The sequence below is a fragment of the Streptomyces sp. NPDC006872 genome (assembly GCF_040635845.1).
GTDB lineage: Bacteria > Actinomycetota > Actinomycetes > Streptomycetales > Streptomycetaceae > Streptomyces.
Genome location: NZ_JBEYIL010000009.1, coordinates 278,536 through 294,099 on the forward strand (window position 1 = coordinate 278,536; position 15,564 = coordinate 294,099).

Sequence of the window (15,564 nt, forward strand, 5' to 3'; positions counted from 1 at the left end):
CCCTCCCCCTTCCTCCACAGGTTGGAGAAAGGGCTGTCAGAACTCTCGACAACCCCAGGCGTCACGCCCGATGCTTCGATTCGGCCGAACGGGACCGGCCACGACTCGGAGTGGAGTGACCATGATCCGACGTAGAACACTGCTGGCCGCCTCCGGCGGTGCACTGTTCGGAAGCGCCCTAGCCGCAGGCACAGCCCACGCCGACGCGACGATCTCCGTCAACCCGTCGACGACGTACGGAACCTGGGAAGGCTGGGGCACCTCCCTGGCCTGGTGGGCGAACGTCTTCGGCGCCCGCGACGACTTCGCCGACATCTTCTTCACGACCAACTCGGTGTCCTACAACGGCAAGACGCTCCCCGGCCTCGGCCTGAACATCGCCCGCTACAACCTGGGCGCGTGCAGCTGGAACTCGGTGAGCGGCTCCAGCATGGTGGCCTCCGCCAACATCCCCGGGTTCAAGCAGATCGAGGGCTTCTGGCAGGACTGGAACAACGAGGACCCGACGTCCTCGGCCTGGGACTGGACGGCGGACGCCGCCCAGCGCGCGATGCTCCAGAAGGCGACGGCGCGCGGTGCGACGACCGAGCTCTTCGCCAACTCCCCCATGTGGTGGATGTGTCTGAACCACAACCCGTCCGGCGCGTCGGACGGCGGCAACAACCTCCAGTCCTGGAACTACCGCCAGCACGCCTCCCATCTGGCGGCCGTGGCCCTCTACGCCAAGAACAACTGGGGCGTGAACTTCGCGACGGTCGATCCCTTCAACGAGCCGTCGTCGTCCTGGTGGACGGCGACCGGCACGCAGGAGGGCTGCCATATGGACGCGACCGTCCAGTCGGCCGTACTGCCGTACATGCGCAGCGAGTTGGACAAGCGCGGCCTGACGGCGACGAAGATCTCGGCGTCGGACGAGACGAACTACGACCTCGCCCGCACCACCTGGAACTCCTTCTCGTCGACGACGAAGGGGTATGTGAACCGGGTCAACGTCCACGGGTACCAGGGCTCGGGCGGCCGCCGAGACCTGCTCTACACCGACGTGGTGACAACGGCCGGCAAGGCGTTGTGGAACTCCGAGACCGGCGACAACGACGGCACGGGCCTGTCGATGGCGAGCAACCTGCTCTACGACTTCCGCTGGCTGCACCCGACGGCGTGGGTCTACTGGCAGGTCATGGACCCGTCGACGAACTGGGCGATGATCGCGTACGACGCGAGCACGCTGGCGGCGGGCGCGGTCACGACGAAGTACTACGTGATGGCCCAGTTCAGCCGTCACATCCGCCCCGGCATGACGATCCTCGACACGGGCGTGAGCTACGCGGCGGCGGCGATCGACAAGACGGCGAAGCGCCTGGTGATCGTGGCGGCGAACACCTCGTCCTCCGCCCAGACCCTGACCTTCGACCTCTCCCGCTTCACGACGGTGACGGGCGGCTCGTCCGGCCTGGTCCCCCGCTGGAACACGGTGACGAGCGGAACGGGCGACCTCTACACGGCCCGCTCGGACACCTACCTCAGCGGAAAGACGATCAGCGTGCCGTTCGCGGCGGGCGCGGTGCAGACGCTCCAGGTGGACGGAGTGACGATCTAGTTCGGCTGAGGGAGCTGAGGCAGGCCCGATGCCTGCCCCGGCTCCCCTGGCCTGCAGATATCTCTCCTTTGTCACCCGGCGGCGCTACCGTGTCCCCCATGCGCCCCGACACGCCTGCCGAGAACGTCGACCACACCACCGAAGCGGCACGCCTGGAGCGGACCGCCGGCCTGTATCCCGAGGACGCGGAAGCCCTGCTGCTGCAGGCCGCGGCCCATCTGGAACTGGCCGGCGACCGCCCCGCCGCGACGACCCTCTACGACCGTCTGCTGTCCGCCCCCGAGGGGCTGGACAACGTCCATCTGGTCCGAGCCCTGAAGGCCTCGAACCTGTGGGAGTACGGCCACGAGGCGGAGGCCCGAGCGATCATCGACGGCATCCGCGCCGCGGCGCCCCGCGACCCGGCCCCCTGGGTGATCGTCGCGGAGTCGCTGGAATCCCACGACGAGCTGGAAGCGGCGCAGGAGACGTTCACCGAGGGGACGACGGCACTCCTCACGAACGGGGCGGAGCCCCCGCACGCATCTCACCCCCTCCTCTTCGGCCGCCACCGCGTACGCCGCATGCTGGGCGCCGCCCACGACGACTGGGACGTCCTCGCGGACACCCTCCACTCCTCCCCCGTCTCCCTGGACGAGCTCCACGACCCCAAGCGCGTCTGGTCCCTGGGCTCGGACAACCCGGCGGAACTGGAGGCGGAGATCTCCCGCCTGCGTGCGGAACTGGGCGCATACCGGGAGGAACTGTCCCGGCCGTTCCCGGTGGCGGTCCTGCACTGGCCGACGGGCGAACTGGCGGAGCTGGTGGCCGCGTACCCGACGCTGGAGGCGGAGTACCTCTCCCACGAGACCCACCTCACGACGATAGAGGCGTCGCTGAGGGAGCTCGCGGCCTCAGGGACGGGCAACCTCGGCATCGTGACCGGCACGGTCCCGTCCTACGAGGCCTTCGCAGCCTCGGAGGGGTCATCCCCGGGGGACTCGGACTTGCTGCCGCAGTACGCGACGACGCTGGCGGCGCGGGGGCGGGCGGTGGCTTGGCCTCCGGAGCGGGGGGCTGGGTGTTGGTGTGGTTCGGGGTCGGCCTATGAGAGCTGCCACGGAGCCTAGGCAGCGCGGCTGGGCGGCGCGGGAGGGCGGCGCGGGAGGAGTCGTCGCCTCACCCGGATTCGCCGGATTCGTCGATCCGTCGACCGACGAGGGGCGTTGACGGTTCAATGGCCTGGCTGAAGATCCGTCACTCAACTGGTCATGGGGGCTCTGGATGTTGTCGGATGTGTTGGTCGCGCTTGCCGTTTCGGGCGGAACGGCAGTGGTGACGGCGGCGGGAACAGACGCCTGGGTCGAGACCAGGACGACGGTGGCCCGGCTCCTGGGCCGAGACGGCCAACGGGAAGAGGCGGTGCTCCAGCGCCTCGACCGGACGGCCGCCGACCTCGCCCAGGCAGCCGCCGGAGACGCACAGGGAGAGCTGGAACAGCTACGCGCCGACGAGTCCGGGTCCTGGACGACACGTTTCCGGGACCTTCTCCAGGACCTCCCGGAGCAGGAAAGGGACGAGGCCGCCGAGGAGCTGCGGTCGCTGGTCAAGCACGTCCAGCAACACGGCCCCAACTCCGGCGCCTCCGCCGGTGACGGTGGCGTGGCGGTCGTCGGCGGCGATGTGACGGTCAGGGCCACCCATGGGTCGATGGCCGCGGTCACGGTGAACGGCGGCATGCACATGGACCCTCCGCAGCCGGGGCCGGCCCAGGACTGACCGCCCCCGGCTTGGCAGGTCCACAGCGAGGCGCCCGCAGCGCGCTTCTGGGACGACTGCGGCACGTTCTGGGCTTCGGCGCGCCCAGCGCCAGCAGTGAAGCCCAGGCCCCGCACACCGCCGCCCCCACCACCCCCACTCCCACCCGCACCACCGCCGTCGCCTCCCACGGAGGCGTGGCAATCGGCCACGTGGACCGCGTCGACATCCGGGAGCGACGTGCCCGGCGTGTGCGGCTGCTGATCGTGCCCATCGTGGTGACAGCCGGAACGATCACGGCCATCACCCTCCTACCGGACTCAGGGGACTCACCCCCTCAGACAGCCCCGGACCGGACCTCTCCGGCGCCCTCGCTCTCGACGTCGCCGTCGGCACCGTCTTCCGGATCGCCGTCCGCCACCAGCTCCCCGTCGGCGCCTGCCGCGCACGCGACCGACTCCGCGGAGGCGGTGGCCCAGCCGGTACAGACGGATGCCGGGAGCACCCGTGACACCGGGACCCCGTCCTCCGAGAAGTCCGAGGCCGCCGCCCTCTCCCCGGCTTCCGCGTCGACCCTCCGAAACACCTCCAACGACCAGTGCGTCTTCGGCGACGAGGACGACGTCTACCTCGGCTTCGGCGCATGCAGTTCCAGCGACGTCTACACATGGACGTTGCGCTCCACCGGCGGCAGCACCTTCGAACTGGTCAACCAGGCAAGCGGCAAATGCCTGTCGGCGCCGTTCAACAACGACTACGCGGCCCAACTGGAAGCCTGCGCCGGCCCCGGCGGAACCGGCTACGTGCAATGGCAGTTCGGGGCGACCACCTCAGCAGGCAAGACCCTGAAGAACACGACGACCGGCCATTGCCTAGTGATCGCCGCCCCCGCCTTCGGCGGCGCGAAGCAGGTAATGGTGACCACGTGTGACAGCGGCGAGCCCGAGCAACTGTGGAGGACGGGCGGGACGGCTGGGGGTGGCTGACCGTGCTTCACGCCTGCGTGCCCTTCACCGAGGCCCTGCTCAGCCGACGCTCGGCCCGTCAGGCCGCATCGCATCCGAGATGGACTTGACGCCGCCATGTGCGCTGAAACCCCCGTCGACGGGAATCTCCGCTCCCGTGATGAAGGAGGACGCGTCGGAGAGCAGGAAGACGATGAGGGGCGCGACGTCGTCGACGGTGCCGCTGCGACCGAGAGGCGTCTCCCGGATGGTCGTCTCGCGGAAAGCCGGGGTCGCGGCAGCGGTCATCTCCGTCTCGATGTAGCCGGGGTGCACGGTGTTGACCCGGATCCCTCTCGGCCCCAACTCCGTGGCCGCGATCTTCGAGACGCCCCGCAGCGCCCACTTGCTGGCGGTATAGGCGACCGGGTAGTAGCCGGTGTACGCGGTGGACGACCCCACATTGACGATGGACGACCCCGGCGGCATCAGCGGCGAGAGGTACTGAATACCCAACAGCGGCCCGGCGGTGTTCACCGCGTGCACTCGCCCGAAATCCTCAGCCCGCACCTCCCCGAGCCGGGCCCGATGAATGACGCCCGCGTTGTTGACCAGCCCGTGAATGTGCCCGTACGTCTCCCGAAGCTCAGCGGCAAGCCCGGCCCAGTCGTCCTCACTGGCGACGTCGAGCCGCCGACAGTCGCCTTCCGGGCGGACGTCAGTGGCGATCACCTTGGCACCGGCCTGAGCGAGGGCCTCGGCTTCGGCTGCGCCTTGGCCTCGGGCGGCGCCGGTTATTACCACGACCTTGCCGGTGAGGGGGCGGGAGGGCTGGTCGCTTTCGGTGGCGCGAGTCATGGCGGACAACCTAGCTTCGCAAGGTGGCGATCAGCCCTCTTGTGTCAGTGCCCCCTGTTAAAACTGTTCATGGCGCAACAAGCGATCGAGGGGGACCAGCGTGGGTCAGCCAGGGGATCTGTCACAACCTGTCCCGGGTGTGTACGAAGAGCTCATCACCGAAGGCATGCAGGCACAGATCGAGCAGCTGAATGCCTCCGGTTGGAAGCCGATCCACGCTGAGGTCAGCGCCGAGTCCTCGCCGCATGTGCTGGCGCGGTACATCGGCGAAGCCGTGGGGCGGCGGTTGAGTCAGCTACCTCATGACAAGCAAGTGGCCGCGGCCAACCAGATCATGCAGTCCCTGGTCAGCTCCGCGCCGGATCCGGACGTGGACTCGGCCGGAACCGCCATCGTCGATGGTCCCCGCCAGCTCCTCGCGCTGGCCGAGCAGGAGGCTCCTGGCGTCTACGCCATCAGGCCCCTGACTCCCCTGTCCGAGACAGCGCTGATCACCAATGCGCCGGATGATCCGAGCTTGGGTGCGGAGTTGCGGGCAGAGCTCGCCACCGCTGACCGCATCGATCTGCTCTGCGCGTTCGTCAAGTGGTACGGGATAAGAGTTCTTGAGGACTCGCTCCGTGCGGCCAAGGAACGTGGCGTCCCCATCCGGGTCATCACGACCACCTACATCGGCGCTACCGATCGCCACGCCTTGGACAGGTTGGTGCGCGAGTTCGGTGCAGAGGTCAAGGTCAACTACGAGATCAGATCAACGCGTCTGCACGCCAAAGCCTGGCTCTTCCGCCGTAACACGGGCTTCGACACGGCGTACGTGGGCAGCTCCAACCTGTCGAAGGCTGCCTTGCTCGATGGCTTGGAGTGGAACGTACGACTGTCCTCGGTCGCCACTCCGAGGGTGCTCGACAAGTTCGAGGCCACCTTCGACGCGTACTGGGCCGACACGGCCTTCGAAGCGTACGACCCCGATCGCGACGGTGAGCGGCTCGCTGAGGCGCTCGCTCGGGCGGGCGGCACCGGACCTGCCGGAGAAATCAAGATCAGCCTCTCTGGTCTTGAGGTGCATCCCCTCCCGCACCAGAAGGACATGTTGGAGCGCCTCCGCGTTGAGCGCGACGTTCGTGGCCGCAATCGGAATCTCCTCGTTGCGGCAACAGGGACAGGCAAGACCGTCATGGCCGCACTGGACTACCGAAGCATGCGCAACGCACGCGGCGGGGAACTCCCCCATCTCCTCTTCGTTGCCCACCGCAAAGAGATCCTGAATCAGTCCCTGCGGACTTACCGAGAGGTGCTCGACAACGCCTCCTTCGGCGAGCTCCTCCACAGTGGCAAGGAACCACGCGACTGGACACATGTCTTCGCCAGCGTCCAGTCGCTCAACCTCCAGCGTCTGGAGCAACTCGACCCCGAGCACTTCGACGTCATCGTCATCGACGAGTTCCATCACGCCACCGCCGAGACGTACAGACGGGTCATCGAGCACTTCAAGCCGGCCGAGCTTCTGGGCCTCACGGCCACCCCGGAGCGGATGGACGGGCGCAATGTGCAGGACGAGTTTTTCAATGGTCGGATCGCCGCCGAGCTAAGGCTCTGGGAGGCCCTAGAAAACGATCTGCTCTGCCCCTTCCACTACTTCGGACTGCCAGACGGCACGGATCTGACCCGCCTCGACTGGCGTTCGGGCGTCTATGACAGGGATCAGCTTGGCCGCCTCTACACGGCTGACGAGGCTCGGGCACGCATCGTCATCAAGCAGGTCGAGGACAAGATCTCAGCCCCCGCAGCAATGCGCGCGCTGGGATTCTGCGTAACCAAGGACCATGCGCACTTCATGGCGGAGTGTTTCCGTCGAGCGGGATTCCAAGCGGCGGCTCTCGACAGTGACTCCAGGCCCGAGGTGCGCCAACAGACGCTTGACGATCTCAAAGCGGGTCGCATCCAGGTGATCTTCTCCGTTGACCTGTTCAACGAAGGTCTGGACATCCCCGACGTCGACACGCTTCTGCTTCTGCGCCCCACCAACAGCGCGACCGTCTTCCTCCAGCAGCTCGGGCGTGGTCTGCGCCGTACTCCGAACAAGCCTGTCCTGACCGTGCTCGACTTCATCGGTCAGCACCGAGCCGAGTTCCGATTCGAAGAGCAGTTCCGGGCTCTGACCAACCTCTCGCGCAACCGCCTCGTCGACAGCATTGAGCAGGGCTTCCCGCAGTTGCCGTCCGGCTGCCAGATCATCCTGGAGGGCAAGTCGAAGGATCTGGTCCTCGACAACATCCGCACTCAGCTCAAGGCCACCATCACTACGTTGGCTAAAGAGGTGAGGGACTACAGCACCCCGAGGCTGGCCGACTACCTTCGCGAGAGCCGACGCGATATCCAGGAGCTCTACAAGAGCGACAACTCCTGGACCAAGGTGCTGCGTAAGGCGGGCTTCCTCCGCGAGGAGGCGCCCTCGGGTGAGGCTGACCTCCTCAAGCGCGTCCACGCCTTCCTGCACGTCGACGACCCGGACCGAATCCACGCATATCTACGGCTGCTCGCAGACGACGCCCCCGACTACGACTCTCTGTCGGTGCGGGAGCAGGCGTACGCCCGCATGCTCTTCTTCAACTTGTGGGACAACGCGGGCGGTTTCTCCAGCTATCGCAATGGCCTTGAATCGCTGCGCGCCCAGCCGGTGTTGCGTGATGAACTCCAGCAGGTCCTGTCGTACGCCCTTGAAGAGGCTGACCACTTCCCCCTCCCGCTGGAAGGTCCGTTGTCCCGCATCCCCTTGAAGATCCACAGCTCCTACAACCGCTCCGAGATCCTCTCGGCACTGGGAGTTGCCCAACTGGGCGGCCAGATGCCGCGAGACTTCGGACAAGGAGTGCGTTGGGTGGAGGAGTTCAAGACCGACGCTCTTCTGATCACCTTGGAGAAGAGCGAGCGCGACTTCTCCCCCACGGTCCGCTACAAGGACTACGCACTCAGCCCGACCCGCTTTCACTGGGAGTCTCAGAGCACCACTCCGGAAAACTCTGCGACTGGTCTGCGGTACCAGCAACACGCCCAGCAGGGGAGCCACGTCCTGCTCTTCCTGCGCCGCTACAAGCGCAACAGCATCGGCAAGGCCGAGCCATGGATGCTCCTTGGACCGGCCGCATACGCGGGGCACACCGGCAGCAAACCCATGGCGATCACGTGGGATCTAGACCAAGAACTTCCTGCCGATGTGAGCTCGTACGCCTCAATCACAAGCTGACCCTGCCCTCTGGCTAGGCAGACGTGTGAGCTTCTGCCTCAAAGTGTCTCTGGGCTCGGTCCAGAAGCTCGTCGGCGTCGCGGCCGCGCTCGTGAAGCCAGAGGAGGAGGTCGGTGATGATGGCAATCGCCGCTTCCTCCGCGCGGGCCAAGCTCAGTCGATGAGAGCCAGCAATCGCCACGCCCGACGCCACCTCTGCCCTGTAGAGCTCCAACAGCCCTTCGGCTCTACTCGAGCGCGGGCTGTTACGCGTCGAGACGGGCAAGTCCCACTCCGGCGCCAACTCGCACCACGTCACTTTCCGATTGCCGTGAAGTTCAACGCCCCAGCGCACGGCAGTGGCGTCGACGAGGGCCATGCCTCGACCGCCCTCGGAGTCGACTCCCGACTGGAGCAAGGTGGGGAGGGCACGGGTGTCAGGGTCTTGGATCTCGATCCGCAGGTGAGCACCGTTCATGGAGACCGCGAGAGTGGTCGGCGTCCCTGTGCCCACGTGCGCGATGACGTTGGAAACCAACTCAGTCACGCAGAGTTGAGCGTCGTCGACTACTTCGGGCAGCCCCCACAGGTTCAAGTGAAGGCGCATCAACCGGCGGAGGGCGGCCATCTCCTCGGCCTCCGCCACGAAGTCGAGGCTCCACGGCTTCCTGTGCGTGCGCAGGTCGTTGTGCATCACGGCAAGTCCCTCCCGCAGGGCTTCAGTTGCTGCGTGCAACTGAGAACATACTGAGAGTTGCATTGGAACTCTCAAAATGGAACTCTCATGACGGATCAAGAGGAGCGCGAGGCCGGTGAGCACGCCCCCGGCGCACGCTGTCTTGTCCTCGCGCACCACAGACCCGCACGATCGAACGGATCAACACGAAGGGCCTAGAACATGGCAGTCGGACCCACCACCCGCAGGCGCCAACTCGGCGCGGATCTGCGCCGCCTTCGTGAGGCCAGAGGCCTCACCCTGGAAGAGGCCGGCGCACACGTGGGCATCTCCAAGGCGACTCTGAGTCGCTACGAGACCAAAGAGGGCACCGTCAAATGGCCAGCGGTCGACGCCCTGTGCCGCGAATACGACGCTTCCGACGAAGAGCGGCTCGCCCTGGTCGAACTCGCCAAGGGAGCCAGGATCCAGGGTTGGTGGCGCTCACTCGCCGACCCCATCCCCGAGTCCATGAATCTCATGCTGACGCTTGAGGATGAGGTCGTCCGCGAGGACCACTACGCCTGCATGTACATCCCTGGACTCCTCCAGACACGCGCCTACGCCGAGGCCGTACACCGGGCCTCAGAGGTGCAGTGCTCAGAACGGGAGGTCCAGCACATGGTCGACATTCGTATGAAGAGGCAGGAACTACTCGATCGCAAGGAGCCGCCCCACCTCTGGTGCGTGATTGATGAGGCGGCACTACGACGCCGAGTGGGTGGCACTGATGTCATGCAAGAACAACTACGCCATCTGCTCACGGTGTCCCAACGCCCCCATGTGACGGTCCAGGTGCTGCCCTTCTCAAATGGGGCTCACGCAGCCGCCGTTGGCAGCTTCGCTGTCCTTCGGGGCCCGACCCGTGAGCTGGACGTGGTCTACGTGGACCTGATCGGCGGTGGGCTCTTCATGGAGAAGCCGCAAGAACTTGAGCGCTATAGGCTGGCGTTCGAATACCTCAGTGCACAGGCACTCGATCTGGAATCTTCAGCTGAGATTGTCGATCGCATAAGCAAGGAGCCCTGATGACCTCGCCCTCGACGGACCAGTGGTTCAAGTCCACCTACAGCGGCGGCAGCGGGACCGAGTGCGTGGAGTGTGCGCTAGGCGAGAGTTGCACTCTTGTACGTGATTCCAAGCAGGAGAGCGGACCTGCCGTAGTTATCCGGCATCAGGCTTGGGACTTCTTTGTGGACGCGCTCCGGCGGGGAGACCTGGACAACTGACGAGGCCAGCCCGGGGAGGGCGCACGCGGCCTCAGCCCACGCCGGGTCCCCCGAGTCGGGCCCGCAAACCTCACGCCGAACTTGAGAGGCACAGAGGTGGATGTTGGACAAGGCCCTGCAGTTCGCTCGTCCACGCCCCGACCTACCTCGTCGTGGGGCTCCTCCGGAACAAGCCAGAACAGGCGCCCTACTCAAGAAGCGGAATCCCCGGTCATCCTTCTTCCTGGAAATCTTCAACAACTGAAGCAATTTCCCTGACGAGGCTTTCACCCACAGTAAGCGACTCTTGCAGGATCGGCGACGCCTGATTAAAAACAACGCACGCCGCCACCAACGCCAACAAGGCCTTTTTCCAGCGGCTTGCGTTCTCTTCGCGAACATTGACCAAAGAGGCGCCAGTCTGAGCCAGAGAGCCGATAACAGTGCTCGCCTCCTCTGCCACTCTTGCTCCACCAAAAAGGCCAGCGTTATTAATCAGCCAGATCAGGTGGCGGAGTTGAGAAATCAGCTGATCCCTTACAGGGCCATCGATTTCCCTTTCATCCATGGATGTAAGTAGCTCGATCCACTCATTACAGCGATCGACCATCTCACTCAAGTCCGCACTGCGGGGCGCCGCATCGGACCCCCCAAGATTTCCGGATATCAGATCTGCTGTAAATTCCAGGTGATCCAACTTATCGTCATCGATGATTGATTGGAGCGCACGAGACTCGTCCATCCAATTAATCGCCGGCTGCATGACCGCAACCCACCAGGCGCCAACATGACGCTCACACCGAATACGCGCCCTCTCCGGAAGCGCACTCACCTGGCGAATTGTCATTTGCAGAAGAGTCACAACTTCGGAATGTCGGCGGGCGAACTCATGACTGCCCCACTCGGCACCAAGGACTTCAGACCAGGCCGAGGAAACATTCCCCTCCGTTGATGAGCGGACACGCGCTATCAGCGCGTACAAGTGGTGCGCGGCGGTGTTCTCGTTCGAAAAGCTCATGTCCCCTGCCCGAGGTCGTGCTTGCCGACTGTGCTTGAACGCTGAATGTAGCAGTCGGCGGGGGCTAGCGACCTAGCCTGAGCATGACGCGCCCCCAAGGACGGGTTGCCCCCTAGTCTGGCGAGTTCTCACCCCACTCACAGCGAGGCGGAGGTAGGCTCACCTTCCCCAAGGCGACTGGAGGACACTCATGGCTATCATCAAACAGGCACAGCGACAAACGCTAGGCCAACTAATCGGTGCCAATAATCCCATCGTCACCGTCCCCGATGACAGCCAACGCCAATACGCCTGGACAAAAAAGGAAGTTGATGTTTTTTGGGCAGATATCGAGAAGTTCAAGGACTCTCGCGAAAGCGGACGCGAATCATCGGCAGAGTACTTTATAGGCCCCGTTGTTACCATCACCGGCGACTCGAAACAGGGGCGCTCACTACTTGACGGCCAACAGCGCCTAACGACCTCTACGATTCTCATAGCGGCGATCAGAGACATACTTTGGGGGATGCGATCACCTGAAGGAATATCAACCGCCAACAATATCCAGCGAGACTACATCGCACGGAAGTCCGGCCGGAAGGAGCCGATGGAGTACTTCCTTATACTCTCCCTTTTTGATCGCGACTTCTTTCGCGATCACATCCAAGATTGGAGTGAAATTACCGGCGCTTGCGCCAAAATTGAAAAGCCTGGACGACCTTCGCATCATCTCATTTTGGATGCGTACAATAACTTTCGATCCAAGATTAACAATCGACTTCAGGCGTACATCGAAGACGAAGCACGCATGGATTACCTCGACGCACTGCGCGAATGCTTGATCAACGGTCTCGTGTTCGTTGAGATCCAGACCCCGTCATCCGGCGACGCCAACGAAGTATTCGAAACCATAAATTCTCGAGGGAAGGATCTTTCCACCGTAGACCTCGTTCGAAACTTCTTGATGGAGAAGGCCACGAGCGAGCACGAGAAAATGCGAGTAAATGACGCGTGGCGCTCTCTATTGGACGGCTTCGAACGCCGGGAAGAGATTGAAAAATTCTTGCGCCACTTCTGGGTTTCGAAGCATGGCGATGTAAAGTCACACAGCCTTTATGCGACCATTCGGAAAGATCTTAGTGCCCATTTCGATAAGCGTCCACAATCGTACGGCGTTGGGGCATTCTCTGCCGAACTTGAAGGGGCTGCTGGTCGGTACGCGGAATTGATTACGGGCAGTACTGGTGATGCCGATTTCGACGCTGCTCTGAACGAGATCAAGGCTATGAGTGCAGATGCCCTATACCCGCTCTTGCTGTCTGCTTCCGGAGGGAATCCGTACCCACAACTGCAAATTCTCATAGAGGCTTCCATAAGCTACTACGTCCGCTGGACGGTAGTCGGCCGCAGGGAATCCACCCTTCTCGAGGAGAACGTATTTAGTGCAGCCAAGGAGCTTTCTAGAGGCGCCAACCTCGAAGGCGTACTGCAGAAGATCTTTGGCTGGATACCGGACGATGAGACCTTTAAGGCAGATTTCCTCGAAGCTTCAATCCCCAAGCCGTCTCAAGCTCGGTATCTTCTGACGAAAATGGAGCAGTACCTGCGCCTGAAGAACGACGTTCATGAAGAACTGGTGATGGGGGACGGGAAGGTTCATGTCGATAATATCTATCCTCAGAAGCCGAGCAATGACCTGATTCTCGATGATCACCAAGATTGGGTCAGCAGGCTGGGGAACCTAACGCTTCTTACGGGAAAGAAGAACCAGGCACTGTCTGCTCTCGCTTTCCCGGAGAAATCCGACCTCTACACCAACTCTGCACTTCTTATCTCCGCAAAAACGGAGATCGATAAATTGTGGGACGGCCAGAAATGGAAATGGCGAGTCGACGGCATCAAGGCTCGCCAAGCCAAGTTGGCAGGATATGCCCTTGAAGTGTGGCCTAACGGCAGCCGCTGGGCGTAAACGGTTCTGCCGAGAGGTCGCTTGAAGCGCATCGCTGCCTGGCATGTCGAAGGACGGCTCCCAGTGAGGAGTAGCAACCTTCTCGGGCAGCCCCGAAGATTTCGCCAGCCGAGTTCGTCGCATCGGATGAGCCGTCTCCGGGTCAGGCAAGCCTGTGTTCCCATAGCAACGAAGGGCTCTCCCCGATCCAGTGCGAGCGGTGCTTGGTCGTGATCTTTCTGCCGCCGATCCAGTAGGTGTGCACGCGGTCTGTGACGTGGAGCCGTACCGCGCTCATGTCGGGGTGCCCGGCGTCCTGCCAGCTCATGAGGGCCTGTTCGATGTCGTTCCACAGCGCGACGGGGCCTCCCTGGCGGACCGTCCAGCCGGAGACGTCCTCCGTGAATGCGGCGAACGACTCGCGGTCGGGGTCGAACAGGTACAGCGCCAGGGTGCCATCGCTTCCCGTGGCGCGTACAAGCTGGGCGGCCGGTGCGGCGAGTTGAGCGAGGAAGGCCGGCATCCACTCGTCCAGCAAGGTGGGCGGTACCTTCACCAAACGTTCCGTGTCCGGGTAGGCGGTGCGGGCAGACAGATCCCCTGCGAGCGGAGGTGCTGCCTGTGAGCGGGCGTGCATGAAGGAGGAGCGGCCGACGATCCGTCCCTCGGCGCTGCCGTCCTCGTTCACCGTGACCTTCGCCAGGCCGGTGCCGTACGACCAGGAGCCGACTGTGCCGAGAATGATGCCGCCGGGCCTGGTCTGGCGGACCCAGGTGTAGGGGATACGGCGTACGGCGCAGGTGGCGATCACTCGGTCGTAGGGAGCCCGGGCCGGGTGGCCGAGGAGGCCGTCACCGGTGACCGTCCACGTGGAGTATCCGGCCTCCTCCAGCGCGGCGTCCGCGCGGGCGGCCACCTGCGGATCCACTTCGACCGTGGTGACGTTGTCCTCACCGAGGCGGTGGCACATCAGAGCGGTGGAGTAGCCGGTGCCGGTGCCGATCTCCAGCACGCTGTGACCGTCTTCGAGCTCCAGGTCCTCGATCATGCCGATTACGGTCACGGGTGTGGTGGACGACGAGGTGGGAGTCCCGGTGACGAAGTCGGCGCTCTGGTCGGCGGTCACGGAGCCGTCCAGTTGGGTGGCCAGGGATTGTTCGCTGTACGCGGTCTCGAGCCATTCCTTCGCGTCTGTGCCGAGCGCGTTGATCGGGCGCCAGCGTCCGCCATCCACCGGAAGGAACACACCCGGGTGCAGGAACAGCTCACGCGGGACGGTCTCGACCGCTGCACGCCACTGGGGACTCCTCAGGATTCCGGCGGCCTCCAGCCGGTCGGCGAGGGCGCGCCGCTGTGGAGCGCTATCGGGCAGAGGCATCTGCTTCTCCTTGGGTGAGCAGGTCGGCGAACGCGGCGGCCATGTGCAGTCCGGTCTTCTCCTCCAGCCATCCCCACTGGCCGTTGGGGTTCAGCTCCAGCCAGTGGAACTCGCCGTCGTGGTCCAGGGCTAGGTCGAAGGATCCAGAGACGAGGCCGAGGTGGTCGAGGTAGGCGAGAAGGGCCTTCACCAGAGTGTCCGGCAGGTCTACCACGCCGTACCTGAGCAGGCTGTAGTCCTTGCGCCAGTCCAGGAGGCCGGAGTCGATGCGTACGGCGAACACGCGCCGTCCGACGATGAGGACTCGCAGGTCTGCGACTTTGTCCACGCGGGCCTGGAACAGGTGCGGTGTGACGCGGACGGAGTCGTCCAGTTCCTCGGCGCGAACCGGCTCCGCCCACGAAGTGAGGCCGACGCCGTCTCGCTGGTACGGCGTCCATCGCAGCGTTTTGTGGATCACCTCCCCGTGTTCGCGGATGAACCGACGCGCCTCGTCGAGGTCGTTCGTCACGAGTGTGGGCGGAACCGTGAGGCCCATTCGGTGGGCGAGTGCCAGTTGGGCGGGCTTGTAGTCGGCGGCCGCGTTCCTGTGTGGGTGATTGACCCACAGGCAGCCCGATAAGGCGTACAGGACTCCACCGAGCCCGTAGCGGACCTGCGCGGCGGCGAACTGCGCGTCGACGTCCGCAAGATGCTCGAATCCGGGCCAGACGGGGCGGCGCCAGTAGACCGCTCGCACGTGCTCCAGGCCGACCGTTCGCGACGGGGTTCGGACGTGCCCGGCCACCGGGGCCGGGGAACTGCCGAATCGTGCTGTGACCGTCAGGTCGGGACCGATGTCAGCAGGGTTGAAGCGGACCACCGGTACGCCGCGCCGGTTGAGGTGGGTGATCACCATGTCGGCGGTGATGTCGTTCGCCTCGGTGGCCACCAGCACGGGCCTTTCCTCGGTCACGGCG

At 64.3% G+C, this 15,564-nt stretch carries 13 protein-coding genes; 8 read left to right on the plus strand and 5 right to left on the minus strand.

Annotation, left to right across the window (positions count from 1 at the left end; genetic code table 11):
* Nucleotides 1–121: 121 nt before the first annotated feature.
* The 4 genes from ABZ725_RS27180 (at nt 122) to ABZ725_RS27195 (ending at nt 4,320) form a co-directional block, all read left to right on the plus strand.
* Nucleotides 122–1,597, plus strand: a complete 1,476-nt coding sequence (locus ABZ725_RS27180; protein WP_358805172.1) for a beta-1,6-galactanase — start codon at nt 122–124, stop codon at nt 1,595–1,597.
* 98 nt (nt 1,598–1,695) lie between these two features.
* The gene (locus ABZ725_RS27185) at nt 1,696–2,706 is read left to right on the plus strand and encodes an SEC-C domain-containing protein (protein ID WP_358805173.1); all 1,011 of its coding nucleotides are present in this window, start codon (nt 1,696–1,698) and stop codon (nt 2,704–2,706) included.
* Nucleotides 2,707–2,872: 166 nt separating this feature from the next.
* Entirely contained in the window at nt 2,873–3,355 is a 483-nt protein-coding gene (locus tag ABZ725_RS27190; protein ID WP_358805174.1) for a hypothetical protein, read from the plus strand.
* Between the two features lie 11 nt (nt 3,356–3,366).
* Nucleotides 3,367–4,320, plus strand: coding sequence for a ricin-type beta-trefoil lectin domain protein (locus ABZ725_RS27195; protein WP_358805175.1), 954 nt, complete (start codon nt 3,367–3,369; stop codon nt 4,318–4,320).
* Between the two features lie 39 nt (nt 4,321–4,359).
* Here ABZ725_RS27195 and ABZ725_RS27200 read toward each other — a convergent pair whose 3' ends face one another.
* Entirely contained in the window at nt 4,360–5,136 is a 777-nt protein-coding gene (locus ABZ725_RS27200) for an SDR family oxidoreductase (RefSeq protein ID WP_358805176.1), read from the minus strand.
* 166 nt (nt 5,137–5,302) lie between these two features.
* Between ABZ725_RS27200 and ABZ725_RS27205 the strand changes: the two genes are divergently transcribed.
* Nucleotides 5,303–8,380, plus strand: coding sequence for a DUF3427 domain-containing protein (locus ABZ725_RS27205; protein WP_358805309.1), 3,078 nt, complete (start codon nt 5,303–5,305; stop codon nt 8,378–8,380).
* A 13-nt stretch (nt 8,381–8,393) separates the two neighbouring features.
* On the opposite strand, the gene ABZ725_RS27210 is transcribed toward ABZ725_RS27205, so the two are convergent.
* Complete coding sequence (locus ABZ725_RS27210) at nt 8,394–9,053, minus strand: ATP-binding protein (RefSeq protein WP_358805310.1); 660 nt, start codon at nt 9,051–9,053, stop codon at nt 8,394–8,396.
* Between the two features lie 204 nt (nt 9,054–9,257).
* Here ABZ725_RS27210 and ABZ725_RS27215 point away from each other — a divergent pair, with 204 nt between their 5' ends.
* Both ABZ725_RS27215 and ABZ725_RS27220 read left to right on the plus strand, forming a co-directional pair.
* Nucleotides 9,258–10,103, plus strand: a complete 846-nt coding sequence (locus ABZ725_RS27215; RefSeq protein ID WP_358805177.1) for a helix-turn-helix transcriptional regulator — start codon at nt 9,258–9,260, stop codon at nt 10,101–10,103.
* Entirely contained in the window at nt 10,103–10,303 is a 201-nt protein-coding gene (locus ABZ725_RS27220; protein ID WP_358805178.1) for a DUF397 domain-containing protein, read from the plus strand. The genes ABZ725_RS27215 and ABZ725_RS27220 overlap by 1 nt, the downstream gene beginning before the upstream one ends.
* 211 nt (nt 10,304–10,514) lie before the next feature.
* On the opposite strand, the gene ABZ725_RS27225 is transcribed toward ABZ725_RS27220, so the two are convergent.
* The gene (locus ABZ725_RS27225; RefSeq protein WP_358805179.1) at nt 10,515–11,300 is read right to left on the minus strand and encodes a hypothetical protein; all 786 of its coding nucleotides are present in this window, start codon (nt 11,298–11,300) and stop codon (nt 10,515–10,517) included.
* A gap of 190 nt (nt 11,301–11,490) precedes the next feature.
* Between ABZ725_RS27225 and ABZ725_RS27230 the strand changes: the two genes are divergently transcribed.
* Nucleotides 11,491–13,248, plus strand: a complete 1,758-nt coding sequence (locus ABZ725_RS27230) for a DUF262 domain-containing protein (RefSeq protein WP_358805180.1) — start codon at nt 11,491–11,493, stop codon at nt 13,246–13,248.
* A 142-nt stretch (nt 13,249–13,390) separates the two neighbouring features.
* Here ABZ725_RS27230 and tgmC read toward each other — a convergent pair whose 3' ends face one another.
* Nucleotides 13,391–14,605 carry an ATP-grasp peptide maturase system methyltransferase gene (gene tgmC, locus ABZ725_RS27235; protein WP_358805181.1) on the minus strand — a complete coding sequence of 405 codons (1,215 nt, stop codon included), beginning with the start codon at nt 14,603–14,605 and terminating at the stop codon, nt 13,391–13,393.
* Nucleotides 14,589–15,560 carry an ATP-grasp ribosomal peptide maturase gene (gene tgmB, locus ABZ725_RS27240; protein WP_358805182.1) on the minus strand — a complete coding sequence of 324 codons (972 nt, stop codon included), beginning with the start codon at nt 15,558–15,560 and terminating at the stop codon, nt 14,589–14,591. The genes tgmC and tgmB overlap by 17 nt, the downstream gene beginning before the upstream one ends.
* Nucleotides 15,561–15,564 lie beyond the last annotated feature (4 nt).

Coding starts and splice junctions, on each gene's coding strand:
- ABZ725_RS27205 (WP_358805309.1), top strand. CDS start 5,303: ATGCAGGCACAGATCGAGCAGCTGAATGCCTCCGGTTGGAAGCCGATC.
- ABZ725_RS27225 (WP_358805179.1), bottom strand. CDS start 11,300: ATGAGCTTTTCGAACGAGAACACCGCCGCGCACCACTTGTACGCGCTG.
- ABZ725_RS27210 (WP_358805310.1), bottom strand. CDS start 9,053: ATGCACAACGACCTGCGCACGCACAGGAAGCCGTGGAGCCTCGACTTC.
- tgmC (WP_358805181.1), bottom strand. CDS start 14,605: ATGCCTCTGCCCGATAGCGCTCCACAGCGGCGCGCCCTCGCCGACCGG.
- ABZ725_RS27215 (WP_358805177.1), top strand. CDS start 9,258: ATGGCAGTCGGACCCACCACCCGCAGGCGCCAACTCGGCGCGGATCTG.
- ABZ725_RS27220 (WP_358805178.1), top strand. CDS start 10,103: ATGACCTCGCCCTCGACGGACCAGTGGTTCAAGTCCACCTACAGCGGC.
- ABZ725_RS27230 (WP_358805180.1), top strand. CDS start 11,491: ATGGCTATCATCAAACAGGCACAGCGACAAACGCTAGGCCAACTAATC.
- ABZ725_RS27185 (WP_358805173.1), top strand. CDS start 1,696: ATGCGCCCCGACACGCCTGCCGAGAACGTCGACCACACCACCGAAGCG.
- ABZ725_RS27200 (WP_358805176.1), bottom strand. CDS start 5,136: ATGACTCGCGCCACCGAAAGCGACCAGCCCTCCCGCCCCCTCACCGGC.
- ABZ725_RS27180 (WP_358805172.1), top strand. CDS start 122: ATGATCCGACGTAGAACACTGCTGGCCGCCTCCGGCGGTGCACTGTTC.